Genomic DNA, 13,724 nt, shown 5'->3' with positions numbered 1-13,724 from the left:
CGCACCACGTGTGGTCAGACGACCGCCACCTCCAACAACCGCTCAAGCCCCGCCCGCGACGCCGCGTCCAGCGGTACGTACGTCACCAGGCGCGGGCCCGGGGACGGGCCCAGCCACAGGTTGGTGTGCTCCAGGTGCAGCAGGCCCACGTGGGCGTTGCGGATGTACTTCTCGCGGCCGCTCTGGTCGACCACCTCGTGGCGGGCCCAGATCTCGCGGAACTCGGGGGAGCCGTTCTCCAGGCGGCTCAGGAGCGTCTTCCAGGCGGGCTCGGCCAGGTGCCCGGCCATCGAGGCGCGGAACTTGGCGGCCATCGTCCGGTTGACGTCCGGCAGGTCGGCGACGGCCGCGCGCCAGTCGTCGTTGGTGAAGGCCAGCCACATACAGTTGCGGTCCTCCGGCGCCAGCGCGTCCAGGTCGCAGAGCAGCCTGCCGTACGTGCGGTTGTACGCCAGGATGTCGTAGCGGCTGTTCTGGATGCAGGCGGGCAGCGGCTCCAGCTGGTCCAGCATCGCGCGCATCGACGGAGTCACCGTCGGGCAGGGCGCGTCGGGGTTCGGATCGGTGGCGCCCGCGAGGGCGAACAGGTGGGTGCGCTCGCTGCGGTCCATCTGGAGGGCCCGCGCCAGCGCGTCCAGGACCTGCGCGGAGACCTGGATCTCCCGGGCCTGTTCCAGCCAGGTGTACCAGGTGACGCCCACGGCGGACAGGTGGGCGACCTCCTCGCGGCGCAGTCCGGGGGTGCGCCGGCGGCGGCCGTGCGGCAGGCCGACCTGCTCGGGCGTGATGCGTTCGCGGCGGCTGCGCAGGAACTCCGCCAGCTCATGCCTGCGGACGTCGGACTCCGGGGCCACAGTGGTCATGGAACCAGGGTGCCGCACCGCCCACCCCATTGCCAGGTAGTGCGTGTACCAGGATAAAGACACTCTGGTACCAGGCTGACGGAAGGACGATCGTCTTCCGTGTGAGCAATGACGTGACTACCTCCCCCGCCACCTCGAAGGCCGAGGCCCCCGCCGTCCCGGTGATCCGCCACGGCGGCGCGGCGATCGGCCCGCTCGGGCTGTTCACCGTACTGCTCGGCGCGGCCCTGCCCCTGATCGACTTCTTCATCGTCAACGTCGCCCTGCCCGCCATGGAGAAGGACCTGGCCGCCGGCCCCGCCACGCTGGAGCTGGTGGTCGCGGGCTACGGCGTGGCGTACGCCGTGCTGCTCGTCCTCGGCGGGCGGCTCGGCGACACCGCCGGGCGGCGCCGACTCTTCCTCATCGGCATGGCGGCCTTCGGCGTGACCTCGCTGGCCTGCGGCCTGGCGCCGACCGCCTGGACGCTGGTGGCGGCCCGGGTCGCCCAGGGCGCGGCCTCCGCGCTGATGCTGCCGCAGGTCCTCGCCACCATCCAGGCCACCACGGCCGGACCGCGCCGGGCGCGCGCGATGAGCCTGTACGGGGCGACCGCCGGGCTCTCCATGGTCGCCGGGCAGATCCTCGGCGGTGTGCTGGTGGCCGCCGACATCGCGGGCAGCGGCTGGCGCGCGGTCTTCCTGGTCAACGTGCCCGTGGTGATCGTGGGCCTGGTGCTCGCGGTCCGCAGCGTGCCCGAGACCCGCTCGGACCGGCCCGCCTCGGTGGACGTGCCCGGCACGCTCCTGCTGGCGCTCTCGCTGATCAGCCTGCTGCTGCCGCTCACCGAGGGGCGCGCGGCCGGGTGGCCCCTGTGGACCTGGGTCTCGCTCGCCGTCTTCCCGTTCGCCGCCGTCGCGTTCTACCGCACCGAGCGGCGGATCGACCGCCGAGGCGGTACGCCGCTGGTCCCGCCGAGCCTGCTGCGGCTGCCCTCGCTGCACCGGGGCCTGGTCATGATCGTGCCGTTCTCGGTGGGCTTCAGCGGCTTCATGTTCGTCATCGCCGTCGTCCTCCAGCAGGGCCTGCGGATGGGTCCTGTCTCGGCCGGGCTCGCGCTCGTACCGATGGCGCTGGCGTTCTTCGCCGCCTCGCTGGCCGGGCCGCGTCTGATCGGCCGCTACGGCAGCCGGGTCGTCACCACGGGCGGGCTGATCCAGGGCGTCGGCATCACGGTCCTGGTGCTCACGGTGTGGCGGGGCTGGCCCGACCTCGGGATCGCGGAGCTGGCGCCGGGAGTCGCCCTCGCCGGGCTCGGCCAGGGCCTCCAACTGCCGGTGCTGTTCCGGCTCGTGCTCTCCGACGTGCCGACCGACCGCGCGGGTGTGGGCAGCGGGGTCCTGGTCACCACCCAGCAGTCCGCCCTCGCCCTCGGCGTCGCCACCCTCGGCAGCCTCTTCCTGTCGCTGCTGCCGTCGATGGGCACCCGGGACGCGCTGGCGGTGACGCTGCTGGTCCAGCTGGCGGCGGTGGTGCTCACGGTGCTGCTGAGTCTGCGGCTGCCGAAGACGGTGGGGTGAGGCCGTCGCGGCCCCGGTGGCGACCGGTCACGCATGACAGATGACAAGTAACAGATAACAGATATTGAAATCTGTCAGCTGTCATGCGACAGTGGAGGGGCACCCCCCTCCCGTCCCCCTCAAGGAGTGACCACCATGCGCACCCGCACCCTCGGCACCGCCGGCCCCCAGGTCTCCGCCCTCGGCCTCGGCTGCATGGGCATGTCCGCGCTGTACGGCGAGGCCGACCGGACCGAGTCGATCGCCACCCTCCACGCCGCCCTGGACGCGGGCGTCACCCTGCTGGACACCGGCGACTTCTACGGCATGGGCCACAACGAGCTCCTGATCGGCGAGGCGCTGCGCAGCGCCCCCGCCGCCGCCCGCGAACAGGCCCTCACCAGCGTCAAGTTCGGCGCCCTGCGCGACCCGGACGGCGGCTGGGCCGGCTACGACGGCCGCCCGGCGGCGGTCAAGAACTTCGCCGCGTACTCGCTCCAGCGCCTCGGCGTCGACCACATCGACGTCTACCGCATCGCCCGGCTCGACCCGGACGTGCCGGTCGAGGAGACCGTCGGCGCCATCGCGGAGCTGGTCGAGGCCGGTCACGTACGGCACATCGGAATGTCCGAGGTCGGCGCGGACACCCTGCGCCGGGCCGCCGCCGTCGCGCCGATCAGCGACCTCCAGATCGAGTACTCGCTGATCTCGCGCGGCATCGAGGCCGAGATCCTGCCCACCGCCAAGGAGCTGGGCATCGGGATCACCGCGTACGGCGTGCTCTCGCGCGGGCTGATCAGCGGCCACTTCAGCCGTGACCGGCGGCTGGCCGCCGACGACTTCCGCGGGATGAGCCCGCGCTTCCAGGGCGAGAACCTGGACCGCAACCTGGACCTGGTGGAGGCGCTGCGCAAGGTCGCCGAGCACCAGGGCGTCTCGGTCGCGCAGATCGCGATCGCCTGGGTGATGGCGCAGGGCGAGCGGTTCGGCGCGGACGTCGTGCCGCTGGTCGGCGCGCGGCGCCGGGACCGGCTGGCCGAGGCGCTGGGCGCCCTGGACGTCACCTTCGACGCCGGGGACCTGGCCGCGATCGAGGCGGCGGTCCCGGCCGGGTCGGCCGCGGGCGAGCGCTACCCGGCGGCGCAGATGGCGCATCTGGACAGCGAGCACTGAGACCCTGCCTCGCGTTGTCCACAGGGCAGGGCCGGGCGTCGGACACGGCGGGTAACGTCAAGGTCATGAGTACGGAACCCCTGACCGCCGCGCGCATCCTCGAAGCGACCGAGGAAGTGCTGCGCCGACACGGCCCGGCGAAGGCCACGGTCGTCGATGTCGCCCGCCAGCTCGGCGTCAGCCACGGCAGCGTCTACCGCCACTTCCGTACGAAGTCGGCGCTGCGGGAGGCCGTCACCAAGCGCTGGCTGGACCGCACGACGCTCGCGCTGAGCTCCTTCGCGGGCGACGAGGCCGCGGAGCCGGAGGCGGCGCTGCGGGGGTGGCTGGCCGCGCTCTTCGACGCCAAGCGCCGCAAGGCGGGCGACGACCCCCAGCTGTTCGCGACGTACGAGGTGCTGCTCGCGGAGAACAGCGCGGTGGTCGAGCAGCACATCACCGAGCTGGTCGCCCAGATCGAGCAGATCGTGAGCCGGGGCGTGCGGCGCGGCCGGTTCACGGCCCTGTCGTCCGACCACCGGACGGCGCGCGCGGTCTTCGACGCCACCAACCGCTTCCACGACCCGGCGTACGCGTCGCAGTGGCTGCGGCCGGAGATCGAGGCGGACTTCACGGCACTGGTGGACCTGGTGCTGCACGGGCTGCGGGCCGGTACGGACTGAGCGGGAGGGGGTTTTCGCCCCCCCCCGGAGCTCACGGCCCCCCGACTCAGGGGCCGTTGGCGCTACCAGCGGGTGTGGTCGACGGTCGCCGTGCCCGAGCCGACCGAGACGTCGATGAGGCGGTACGAGGCCGGGTCGCGCAGCGACTCGTCGATGTCGCGGGTGCCCGATCCCCGCTTGCCCTCGATGCGGTAGCGGGAGCCGGCGGGGACGAAGAGGTCGACGCCGCCCGAGCCGGTGGAGGCGGTGACCTTGCGGGGCGGGGTGACGAACTCCACCTCGGCGTGGCCCGACCCGGAGTGCACCTCGGCCTCGGCGGAGCCGATCGCGGTGGCGCTGAACGAGCCGGAGCCGACGGAGGCGTCGAGCGGTCCGCGCACCCCGTAGAGCTTGACGCTGCCGGAGCCGCCGTCGACGGTGATCGGGCCGGTCAGGCCGCTGACCCGGACGGTGCCGGAGCCGCTGCGCACCTTCAGCCCGACCCCGGCCGGGACGGTGAGGTCGAGCTGGACCGAGCAGCCCAGGCTGGTGAGGGCGAACCGGCCGTCGCACTCGGGCCGCAGTTTGAGGGTGTCGCCGTCCCACTCCTTGCGGACCTTGGGCTTGCGCAGCGACCAGGAGAGCCGCTCCTGGATGCGGACCTCGCCGTCGGCGCCGGGGGCCACGGTCAGCTCGGCGCTGCCCGAGTCCACCTCGACGGCCCTGACCGGGTGGCGGTCGCTGCTCTCCACGGCGGTGTGGCTCCAGGTCTGGCGGAAGTACTGGGCGTACGCCTCGATGCCCAGCGGTGCCACCACGAACAGCGCGCTGAGCACGGCGACCAGGGTCCACCGGCCGCGGTGGCGCGGGCGGTCCACGGCTCGGGCACGGGTGTCCGTACTCATGAGCCGCCGTCCAGGAAGCGCAGCACCGCGAGGACCCGGCGGTGGTCGCCGTCGGCCACCGGCAGGTCGAGCTTGGCGAAGATGCTGTTGATGTGTTTGGCGACGGCGCTCTCGCCGACGACGAGCTGCTCGGCGATGCCCGCGTTGGAGCGGCCCTCGGCCATCAGGGCGAGGACTTCGCGCTCGCGCGGGGTGAGGCGCTCCAGCGGGTCGCTGCCGCCGCCCCGGCGCAGCAGCAGCTGGGCGACGACCTGGGGGTCGAGCGCGGTGCCGCCGCCAGCCACCCGCCGCAGGGCGTCGATGAACTCCTCGACGTCGGCGACCCGTTGCTTGAGGAGGTAGCCGATGCCGCCGCTCTGCGCGGTGAGCAGATCGGCGGCGTAGCGCTCCTCGACGTACTGGGAGAGGAGCAGGACGGCGGTGTCCGGCCACTGCTGACGGATCATCAGGGCGGCTCGTACGCCCTCGTCGGTGAAGCCGGGCGGCATCCGCACGTCGACGAGGGCCAGCTTCGGCCGGTGTTCCTCGACGGCGGCGAGCAGCCCGTCGGCGTCCGCCGCCTCGGCGGCGACCTCGAACCCCGCCATCTCCAGGACCTTGACGAGTCCTATCCGCAGCAGCACCGAATCCTCGGCGATCACAGCCCGCACGGCAGCTCCACAGTGATGACGGTCGGGCCCCCGAGGGGGCTGTTGATCCTGATGGTCCCGTCCACGGACCCCACGCGCTTGGCGAGGCCCCGCAGTCCGGTGCCCGCGGCGGCGTCCGCGCCCCCGGCCCCGTTGTCCGAGACGGTGAGGGTGAGCAGGTCGGCGCGGCGGCGCACGCGCACGGAACAGCGCGTCGCCCGGGCGTGCTTGGCGACGTTCGCCAGCGCCTCGGAGACGACGAAGTAGGCGACGGCCTCGACGGTGGGCGCGGGCCTGCGGTCGATGTCGACGGTGAGCTCGACGGGCAGCGGGGCGCGGGCGGCGATGCCGGACAGGGCGGCGTCCAGGCCCCGGTCGTCCAGGACGGCCGGATGCAGGCCGCGCACCAGGCTGTTGAGCTCCTCGATGGCCTCCTTGGCCTCGCGGTGCGCCTCGTCGATGACGGCCCGGGCCTCGGGCGGCAGCTCGGTGAGGGTGGCGCGGGCCAGGCCCAGGTTCATGGCGAGCGAGACCAGCCGCTGCTGGGCGCCGTCGTGCAGATCGCGCTCGATGCGGCGGCGCTCGGCGTCGGCGGCGTCCAGGACCCCGGCGCGGCTCTCGGCCAGCGTCTCGACCCGACGCTCCAGCTCCTTGGCCCGGTTGGGGCCGAGCAGGGTGGCGGCCGCGTGAGCGTCGAGCCGGGCGGCGGCCGCGGCGAACCAGGGGGTGGCGAGCAGGAGCAGCACCCCGCCGACGGAGAACAGGACGTACGCGTCGGTCCAGCCCGGCAGCCGGGCGTCCAGCGGCACCGCCCACAGCCACGACAGGACGAAGGTGCCGACGCACCCCACCACCCAGCCGCCGACCACCAGGACTCCGGCGGCCGCGGCGAGCGGGGCGACGAGGAGGTGGTAGCCGTACTGCCGCCAGGTCGACTCCGACCGCAGCCGCTCGACGAGTCCGCGCCAGCTGAACCGGCGGCTGCGCCAGGCGATCCCGGGCACGTCCAGGCCCAGCAGCGACCAGAAGCGGCTGCGCTGGAGCGCGGTGAGCGGCGGGCTGAGGACGAGGACGAACAGCAGGGCGCCGGGGGTGTGTCCGGGCGCCATGACCATGAAGGTGACCGAGCCCGCGGCGGGCAGCGCGAGGGGTATGCCCGCCACCGCGAAGGTGGTGTTGCGCCAGGCCCACGCCGACCAGGGGGCGTGCGCGGCGGCCCAGTCGAACGCACGCCGCAGCGGGCCGGGAGTTGCCATGTGCATACCGTAAACGCCCAGCTCGGAGCGGTGCCATCACGCTACTGCCCGCCCGGGGGTATAGCTGGCACCACCCCAAGCTCGGACAGCCGCGTTACTGATCTCAACGGCTCGGCGGGTGAGGCTTGTTGTGTGCTCGGCGGAGGGACCGCCGGGCCGGAAGGAGCCCGCCACCATGACACTCGTCGCCCCGCAGATCCGCCTGCGCCGGCCGCGCCTCGCGACGCTGCTGACGGGGGCGGGGGTTGCTCTGGTGCCGTGGATGGCGGTCCTCGCGCAGACCCTGCCGCGGACCGTCGAAGTCTCCAACTGGCCGGCGGCCTGGATCGGCCTGGACGCGGGGCTCGCCCTGGGGCTCGCGGGGACCGGGGTGCTGCTGCGGCGGGGCGACCCTCGGGTGTCGCCTGTCGCCGCGGCGACGGGGGCGCTGCTGCTGATGGACGCGTGGTTCGACGTGACGACGTCGGCGGGCCCCGAGCGCGTGATGGCCGTCGCGCTGGCCGTGTGCGCGGAGTTGCCGTTGGCTGTGGCGTGCGGGGTGGTCGCCGCACGGCGGGTTCTTTGACTGCGGCCCGGTGGCGGGCTGGTCGCGCAGTTCCCCGCGCCCCTAAAGGCAAAAGGCAAAAGGCCTGGCCCCGTACCGAATGAGCATGCGGTACGGGGCCAGGCTTTTAGGGGCGCGGGGAACTGCGCGAGCAACCACAGCGCACCCGCAGACGAAGGCCGGGCACGACCAGGGGCGCGGGGAACTGCGCGACCAGCCCCCCACTCACCCGCAGACGAATCAGCAGCCCAACAGCCGCGCACCCAGGTACGACTGGATCTGGTCCAGAGACACCCGCTCCTGCGACATCGTGTCGCGCTCCCGCACGGTCACCGCGTTGTCGTCGAGCGTGTCGAAGTCGACGGTGACACAGAACGGCGTACCGATCTCGTCCTGGCGACGGTAGCGGCGACCGATCGCGCCCGCGTCGTCGAACTCGATGTTCCAGTTCTGCCGCAGGTCCGCCGCCAGGCCCTTCGCCTTGGGCGAGAGCTGCGGGTTGCGGGAGAGCGGCAGCACCGCGACCTTGACCGGCGCCAGGCGCGGGTCGAGGCGCATCACGGCGCGCTTCTCCATGACGCCCTTGGCGTTGGGCGCCTCGTCCTCGCTGTAGGCGTCGAGGAGGAAGGCCAGCATGGAGCGGCCGACACCGGCGGCGGGCTCGATGACGTACGGGGTCCAGCGCTCACCGGCCTCCTGGTCGAAGTACGACAGGTCGCTGCCGGACGCCTTGGCGTGCGCCGAGAGGTCGTAGTCGGTGCGGTTGGCGACACCCTCCAGCTCGCCCCACTCGCTGCCGCCGAACTGGAAGCGGTACTCGATGTCGGCAGTGCGCTTGGAGTAGTGGGAGAGCTTCTCCTTCGGGTGCTCGTACCAGCGCATGTTCTCCTCGCGCAGGCCGAGGCCGGTGTACCAGTTCCAGCGCTCCTGCATCCAGTACTCCTGCCACTGCTCGTCCTCGCCCGGCTTGACGAAGAACTCCATCTCCATCTGCTCGAACTCGCGGGTGCGGAAGATGAAGTTGCCGGGCGTGATCTCGTTGCGGAAGGACTTGCCCATCTGCGCGATGCCGAAGGGCGGCTTCTTGCGCGAGGTCTGCTGGACCTGGCCGAAGTTGGTGAAGATGCCCTGGGCGGTCTCCGGGCGCAGGTAGGCGATGGAGCCGCTGTCCTGGGTCGGGCCGAGGTGGGTGGAGAGCAGACCCGAGAAGTTCTTGGGCTCGGTGAAGGTGCCCTTGTTGCCGCAGTGCGGGCAGCTCAGGTCGGCGAGGCCGTTCGCCGGCTCCTTGCCGTGCTTCTCCTCGTACGCCTCGATCAGGTGGTCCGCGCGGAACCGCTTGTGGCAGGAGGTGCACTCGGTGAGCGGGTCGGTGAAGGTGGCGACGTGGCCGGAGGCCTCCCAGACCTCGGTGGCCAGGATCACCGACGAGTCGATGCCGACGACGTCCTCGCGCGAGGTGACCATGTAACGCCACCACTGGCGCTTGAGGTTCTCCTTCAGCTCGACACCCAGCGGCCCGTAGTCCCAGGCGGCGCGCTGACCACCGTAGATCTCACTGCAGGGGTAGACGAAGCCACGGCGCTTGCTCAGGTTGACGATGGTGTCGATCTTGTCGGCGGCCACGGTGCTCTCTTCATTACGACGACGACGAACGGCGAATGCCTCAGATTAGCGGCGGCCTCTACCCCTGGATCAAATCGGTATCCACAGGAGGCCTTGTTGACAATCGTTTCCACTTTTGTTGAAAATGAGTGTCATGAACGTACGACGCCTCATACCCGCCGCCGCCCTCTCCACCGCCGTGGCGCTCGGCCTCGGCGCCCTGACCGCCTGCTCGGACTCCGAGGCGGGCTCGGGCCGCAAGGACGGCAAGCTGGACGTGGTGGCGTCGTTCTACCCGATGCAGTACCTGGCCGAGCGAATAGGCGCCGGCCACGTCTCCGTACGCAGCCTGACCAAGCCCGGCGTCGAACCGCACGACCTGGAGCTCAGCCCCCGCCAGACCGCCTCCCTGGGCAAGGCCGGTCTGGTCGTCTACCTCAAGGGCGTCCAGCCCGCCGTGGACAAGGCCATCGGGCAGTCCGGCGCCAGGCACACCGTCGACGCCGCCGGTCTCACCAAGCTGGAGGACCACGGCACCGAGGTCGGCCACGGCCACGAGGGCGAGGAGCACCACGGCGACAGCGAGGCCGGCGCCGACCCGCACGTCTGGCTGGACCCGGTCAAGTACGCCGAGGTCGCCCAGGGCGTCGGCAAGGCCCTGGAGAAGGCCGACCCCGACAACGCCGCCGACTACCGGAAGAACACCGACGCGGTGGTCAAGGACCTCGGGGCGCTCGACAAGAAGTTCGCGGCGGGCCTGAAGACCACCGCGACCAGGACCTTCATCACCACCCACTCCGCCTTCGGCTACCTCGCCGAGCGGTACGGCCTGACCCAGGAGGGCATCGCGGGCATCGACCCCGAGGCCGAGCCGAGCCCCGCCCGGGTCAAGGAGCTCCAGTCGATCGCGAAGAAGGACCACGTCGACACGGTCTTCTTCGAGACGCTGGCCAGCGACAAGACCGCGAAGACCCTCGCCGGGGACACCGGTCTCAAGACCGACGTCCTGGACCCGCTGGAGGGCATCACCGAAAAGTCCAGGGGCGACGACTACCTCAAGGTCATGGAGTCCAACCTGGCCGCGCTCCAGAAGGCGCTCGGCGCGAAGTGAGCACCCCCTCGTCCGTATCCGCATCCGGCCCTTCGGAGGCACCCGTGATGGAACCCACGACGGAAGCCGTCATATCCCTGCGCGGAGCCACGGCGACCCTCGGCTCGCGCCCGGTGCTGCGCGGCATCGACCTGACCGTGCGGCGCGGTGAGGTCGTCGCCCTGCTCGGCGCCAACGGCTCCGGCAAGTCCACCGCCGTGCGCTCGGTGATCGGCCAGGTGCCGCTCACCGGGGGCCGCATCGAGCTGTTCGGTACGGAGCTGAAGCGCTTCCGCTCCTGGGCGCGCGTCGGATACGTACCCCAGCGCACCACCGCCGCCAGCGGCGTGCCCGCCACCGTCCGCGAGGTCGTCGCCTCGGGGCGGCTGTCGCGGGCGAAACTGGGGCTGCTCTCCAAGGCGGACCGGGCGGCCGTGAACCGGGCCATCGAGCTCGTGGGCCTCGCCGACCGGGCCAAGGACTCGGTGAACGCCCTCTCCGGCGGGCAGCACCAGCGCGTCCTGATCGCCCGCGCGCTCGCCTCCGAGCCCGAGCTGCTGATCATGGACGAGCCGATGGCGGGCGTCGACCTCGCCAGCCAGGAGATCCTCGCCGCGACCCTGCGCGAGCAGGTCGCGGGCGGCGCGACCGTACTGCTCGTGCTCCATGAGCTCGGCCCGCTGGAGCCGCTGATCGACCGCGCGGTGGTGCTGCGCGACGGCTGCGTCACCCACGACGGCCCGCCGCCCAAGGCCACCGGCCAGCATGCCCTGCCGGGCCACGACCACGTCCACCCCCACTCGGCCGTCGAGCCGATCCGCACAGGACTGCTGACCTGACATGGAAATCCTCCAGACCGCCTTCATGCAGCGGGCGCTCATCGCGGCCGTCCTGGTCGGCATCACCGCGCCCGCCGTCGGCATCTACCTCGTCCAGCGCCGCCAGGCCCTGATGGGCGACGGAATCGGCCATGTCGCCATGACCGGCGTCGGCCTCGGCTTCCTGCTCAACAGCAGCCCGGTGTGGATGGCGACGCTCGTCTCCGTCGTCGGCGCCGTGACGATGGAGCTGATCCGGGCGTACGGCAAGACGCGCGGCGACATCGCGCTCGCCATGCTCTTCTACGGCGGCATGGCGGGCGGTGTGCTGCTGGTCAACCTCTCGGACACCGGCTCCAACGCCAACCTCTCCTCGTACCTCTTCGGCTCGCTCTCCACCGTCTCGGACTCGGACGTCACCTCGATCTGCCTGCTCGCCGCGTTCGTGGTGCTGGTCACGGTCGGGCTGCGCCGCCAGCTGTTCGCGGTGAGCCAGGACGAGGAGTTCGCGCGGGTCACCGGGCTGCCGGTGCGGGCGCTGAACCTGTTGGTCGCGGTGACCGCCGCGATCACCGTGACGGTGGCGATGCGGGCCGTCGGACTCCTCCTGGTGAGCGCGCTGATGGTGGTGCCGGTCGCGGCCGCCCAGCAGATCTCCCGCTCCTTCGCGGTGACGTTCGTCCTCGCGGTGGTCATCGGTACGACGGTGACGCTGGCCGGCACCGTCACCTCGTACTACCAGGACGTGCCGCCCGGCGCGACGATCGTGCTGCTCGCGATCGGCGCCTTCATCGCCCTGACCGCCCTCGCCGCCCCCCTGGCGCGCAGGCGTGCGCGGGTGGCCGAAACCGCCACCCGGGAGTGCACCCTGGAGGTGCCGGGGTCGCGTACCGCGGCCGACGAGGCCACGGTCTGACCCCGACCTGGCAGAATGGCCCGACGACGTGAGCGGGCGACGGTAGAGGGAGGCACCTGTGGCGACGGCTGGACCACCCGTACGCGGCCGGTCGACCAAGCAGCGGGCCGCCGTGGCGGCGGCCCTCGACCAGGTGGACGAGTTCCGCAGCGCGCAGGAGCTGCACGACATGCTGCGGCACCGGGGCGACTCGGTGGGGCTGACCACGGTCTACCGCACCCTTCAGTCGCTCGCCGACGCCGGCGAGGTCGACGTGCTGCGCACCAGCGACGGCGAGGCCGTCTACCGGCGCTGCTCCTCGGGCGACCACCATCACCATCTGGTCTGCCGGATGTGCGGCAAGGCCGTGGAGGTCGAGGGTCCGGCGGTGGAGAAGTGGGCCGAGGCGATCGCCGAACAGCACGGCTTCGTCAACGTCGCCCACACCGTGGAGATCTTCGGCACCTGTGCGGAGTGCGCGGCGGCGGAGAAGTAGCCGAGCAGACATAGCCGGCATAGCCGTCTGAAGCAGACATACGCGGCCGAGGGCCCGGGGAGTCGATGGATCCATCGACTCCCCGGGCCCTTTCGCGTACCCGCAAGTGGAGGCTTGCAGACCGGATGTCCCGTTCGTAGGACGCCGGAGCGAACACCCGCACCCACCGGCGGCCAAAAGGTACCGCCTGGTTCCAGCCGTAGACCCTTGCCCTGATTTCCCCCAACTCCCTACTAGACGCAGGTCAGATGGGTAGGAACCGAGGAGCTCCGGAACCGGCCGGGGAACGCTTTGGGCCAGACTCAACCGGGACTAAAGAAACCGTCGGGTTGGTTTCTATACAATCTCCCCCTTGGCTCCTGTCCTCCAGAAGCCCCCTCCTTCATGCGCGACAACGGAGTTACACCATGAGCAAGCAGCAACGGGCTGAGCGGACGCGTCAGACGCTGATCCTGGCGGCGGCCGAGGTGTTCGACACGGACGGTTTCGCGCCGTCCTCACTGACCACGATCAGCACCCGGGCAGGCGTCAGCAACGGCGCCCTGCACTTCCACTTCGTCAGCAAGAACGCCCTGGCCGAGGCCGTCGGCGAGCACGCCATGGCGTCCCTGCGGCAGATCGCGCGCCCGCGCGAGGCCGGGCAGGGCCGGGCCCTCCAGGTCCTCGTGGACACCACGCACGCGCTGGCCTTCCGGCTCGGCGACGACGTGATCCTGCGGGCCGGGTTCGGGCTCAGCTCCGACGCGACCTGGAAGGGATCGACGGACCTGCGCCAGTACTGGGTCGACTGGGTGGGCGACGTGCTGACCGGGGCGGCCGCCGAGGGAGCGCTCGCCGAGGGCGTCGCGGTGGAGGACGCCAAGGCGGTGATCGCGGCCACCACCGTCGGTTTCGAGGCGATGGGGCGCAGCCAGCCGCGCTGGTTCTCGCGGCAGATGTTCGGCAAGTTCTGGGGCCTGCTGCTGCCCCGGCTGGCCCGGGCCGACGCGCTCGGCTCCCTGCGGCCGGACGGCAGCCCGGGACTGGCGGCGGCGCTGCCGCTGTAGAGGCGGGGCGCGGGGTGCGGGGTGCGGGGCCTGCCCGGAGGACACGGGCAGGCCCCGCGTCCTCGCCGCGGGCTTGTGGCGCGTACTTATGGCGCGGTCCTACGGCGCGGACCCATGAGCCGATCGAGCCCGTTAGACCGACAGAGCCGCCAGACATCCATGCCCGAGCCGCCAGCCGGCAGACATGCCTCGGGCGCCGAGGTGAGTCCGTGTCCCGCCCCCCGACGG

14 protein-coding genes are annotated in these 13,724 nt (G+C 71.9%); 9 read left to right on the top strand and 5 right to left on the bottom strand.

Going from position 1 to position 13,724, the window contains the following annotated elements; all coding sequences use genetic code 11:
* Positions 1 to 14: 14 nt before the first annotated feature.
* Complete coding sequence (locus tag ABD236_RS30815) at positions 15 to 863, bottom strand: helix-turn-helix transcriptional regulator (RefSeq protein ID WP_344079405.1); 849 nt, start codon at positions 861 to 863, stop codon at positions 15 to 17.
* A gap of 161 nt (positions 864 to 1,024) precedes the next feature.
* Between ABD236_RS30815 and ABD236_RS30810 the strand changes: the two genes are divergently transcribed.
* The 3 genes from ABD236_RS30810 to ABD236_RS30800 all read left to right on the top strand — a co-directional run bounded on the left by ABD236_RS30810 (position 1,025) and on the right by ABD236_RS30800 (position 4,236).
* Positions 1,025 to 2,422, top strand: coding sequence for an MFS transporter (locus ABD236_RS30810; RefSeq protein WP_344079512.1), 1,398 nt, complete (start codon positions 1,025 to 1,027; stop codon positions 2,420 to 2,422).
* A 135-nt stretch (positions 2,423 to 2,557) separates the two neighbouring features.
* Positions 2,558 to 3,574 (top strand): aldo/keto reductase, encoded by a 1,017-nt coding sequence (locus ABD236_RS30805; RefSeq protein ID WP_344079403.1) that lies wholly within the window; start codon positions 2,558 to 2,560, stop codon positions 3,572 to 3,574.
* Between the two features lie 65 nt (positions 3,575 to 3,639).
* On the top strand, positions 3,640 to 4,236 hold the full coding sequence (locus ABD236_RS30800) for a TetR/AcrR family transcriptional regulator (RefSeq protein ID WP_344079401.1): 597 nt from the start codon (positions 3,640 to 3,642) through the stop codon (positions 4,234 to 4,236).
* A 62-nt stretch (positions 4,237 to 4,298) separates the two neighbouring features.
* Here the strand turns inward: ABD236_RS30800 and ABD236_RS30795 are convergent, their stop codons facing one another.
* The 3 genes from ABD236_RS30795 to ABD236_RS30785 are packed head-to-tail and all read right to left on the bottom strand — an operon-like array spanning position 4,299 to position 7,011.
* Complete coding sequence (locus ABD236_RS30795; RefSeq protein ID WP_344079399.1) at positions 4,299 to 5,120, bottom strand: DUF4097 family beta strand repeat-containing protein; 822 nt, start codon at positions 5,118 to 5,120, stop codon at positions 4,299 to 4,301.
* Complete coding sequence (locus tag ABD236_RS30790; RefSeq protein ID WP_344079397.1) at positions 5,117 to 5,770, bottom strand: response regulator; 654 nt, start codon at positions 5,768 to 5,770, stop codon at positions 5,117 to 5,119. Before ABD236_RS30790 ends, ABD236_RS30795 begins: the two co-directional genes overlap by 4 nt.
* Positions 5,758 to 7,011: a sensor histidine kinase gene (locus ABD236_RS30785; protein ID WP_425543995.1), complete on the bottom strand. Its 1,254-nt coding sequence runs from the start codon at positions 7,009 to 7,011 to the stop codon at positions 5,758 to 5,760. Before ABD236_RS30785 ends, ABD236_RS30790 begins: the two co-directional genes overlap by 13 nt.
* A gap of 169 nt (positions 7,012 to 7,180) precedes the next feature.
* On the opposite strand from ABD236_RS30785, the gene ABD236_RS30780 reads away from it, so the two are divergent.
* Positions 7,181 to 7,570: a hypothetical protein gene (locus tag ABD236_RS30780; protein WP_344079393.1), complete on the top strand. Its 390-nt coding sequence runs from the start codon at positions 7,181 to 7,183 to the stop codon at positions 7,568 to 7,570.
* 219 nt (positions 7,571 to 7,789) lie between these two features.
* Here ABD236_RS30780 and ABD236_RS30775 read toward each other — a convergent pair whose 3' ends face one another.
* A complete protein-coding gene (locus ABD236_RS30775; RefSeq protein WP_344079391.1) occupies positions 7,790 to 9,172 on the bottom strand; it encodes a glycine--tRNA ligase in 1,383 nt (460 codons plus the stop codon).
* A 133-nt stretch (positions 9,173 to 9,305) separates the two neighbouring features.
* Between ABD236_RS30775 and ABD236_RS30770 the strand changes: the two genes are divergently transcribed.
* The 5 genes from ABD236_RS30770 to ABD236_RS30750 all read left to right on the top strand — a co-directional run bounded on the left by ABD236_RS30770 (position 9,306) and on the right by ABD236_RS30750 (position 13,496).
* On the top strand, positions 9,306 to 10,262 hold the full coding sequence (locus ABD236_RS30770) for a metal ABC transporter substrate-binding protein (protein ID WP_344079389.1): 957 nt from the start codon (positions 9,306 to 9,308) through the stop codon (positions 10,260 to 10,262).
* 47 nt (positions 10,263 to 10,309) lie between these two features.
* Complete coding sequence (locus ABD236_RS30765; RefSeq protein ID WP_344079387.1) at positions 10,310 to 11,080, top strand: metal ABC transporter ATP-binding protein; 771 nt, start codon at positions 10,310 to 10,312, stop codon at positions 11,078 to 11,080.
* Between the two features lies 1 nt (position 11,081).
* Positions 11,082 to 11,975, top strand: a complete 894-nt coding sequence (locus ABD236_RS30760) for a metal ABC transporter permease (RefSeq protein WP_344079385.1) — start codon at positions 11,082 to 11,084, stop codon at positions 11,973 to 11,975.
* A gap of 58 nt (positions 11,976 to 12,033) precedes the next feature.
* Positions 12,034 to 12,450, top strand: a complete 417-nt coding sequence (locus ABD236_RS30755; protein WP_344079383.1) for a Fur family transcriptional regulator — start codon at positions 12,034 to 12,036, stop codon at positions 12,448 to 12,450.
* Positions 12,451 to 12,857: 407 nt separating this feature from the next.
* On the top strand, positions 12,858 to 13,496 hold the full coding sequence (locus tag ABD236_RS30750) for a ScbR family autoregulator-binding transcription factor (RefSeq protein ID WP_344079381.1): 639 nt from the start codon (positions 12,858 to 12,860) through the stop codon (positions 13,494 to 13,496).
* The last annotated feature ends 228 nt before the right edge of the window (positions 13,497 to 13,724 follow it).

Source organism: Streptomyces crystallinus, from assembly GCF_039521265.1.
In the GTDB taxonomy this organism is placed as follows: Bacteria; Actinomycetota; Actinomycetes; order Streptomycetales; family Streptomycetaceae; genus Streptomyces; species Streptomyces crystallinus.
Note: the sequence above shows the minus strand (reverse complement) of the source record. Positions and strands in the feature narration are given on the sequence as shown.

Excerpts from the sequence above, each read along its gene's own strand:
- ABD236_RS30800 (WP_344079401.1), top strand. The coding sequence starts at position 3,640 with ATGAGTACGGAACCCCTGACCGCCGCGCGCATCCTCGAAGCGACCGAG.
- ABD236_RS30785 (WP_425543995.1), bottom strand. The coding sequence starts at position 7,011 with ATGCACATGGCAACTCCCGGCCCGCTGCGGCGTGCGTTCGACTGGGCC.
- ABD236_RS30750 (WP_344079381.1), top strand. The coding sequence starts at position 12,858 with ATGAGCAAGCAGCAACGGGCTGAGCGGACGCGTCAGACGCTGATCCTG.
- ABD236_RS30795 (WP_344079399.1), bottom strand. The coding sequence starts at position 5,120 with ATGAGTACGGACACCCGTGCCCGAGCCGTGGACCGCCCGCGCCACCGC.
- ABD236_RS30805 (WP_344079403.1), top strand. The coding sequence starts at position 2,558 with ATGCGCACCCGCACCCTCGGCACCGCCGGCCCCCAGGTCTCCGCCCTC.
- ABD236_RS30770 (WP_344079389.1), top strand. The coding sequence starts at position 9,306 with ATGAACGTACGACGCCTCATACCCGCCGCCGCCCTCTCCACCGCCGTG.
- ABD236_RS30780 (WP_344079393.1), top strand. The coding sequence starts at position 7,181 with ATGACACTCGTCGCCCCGCAGATCCGCCTGCGCCGGCCGCGCCTCGCG.
- ABD236_RS30815 (WP_344079405.1), bottom strand. The coding sequence starts at position 863 with ATGACCACTGTGGCCCCGGAGTCCGACGTCCGCAGGCATGAGCTGGCG.
- ABD236_RS30765 (WP_344079387.1), top strand. The coding sequence starts at position 10,310 with ATGGAACCCACGACGGAAGCCGTCATATCCCTGCGCGGAGCCACGGCG.
- ABD236_RS30760 (WP_344079385.1), top strand. The coding sequence starts at position 11,082 with ATGGAAATCCTCCAGACCGCCTTCATGCAGCGGGCGCTCATCGCGGCC.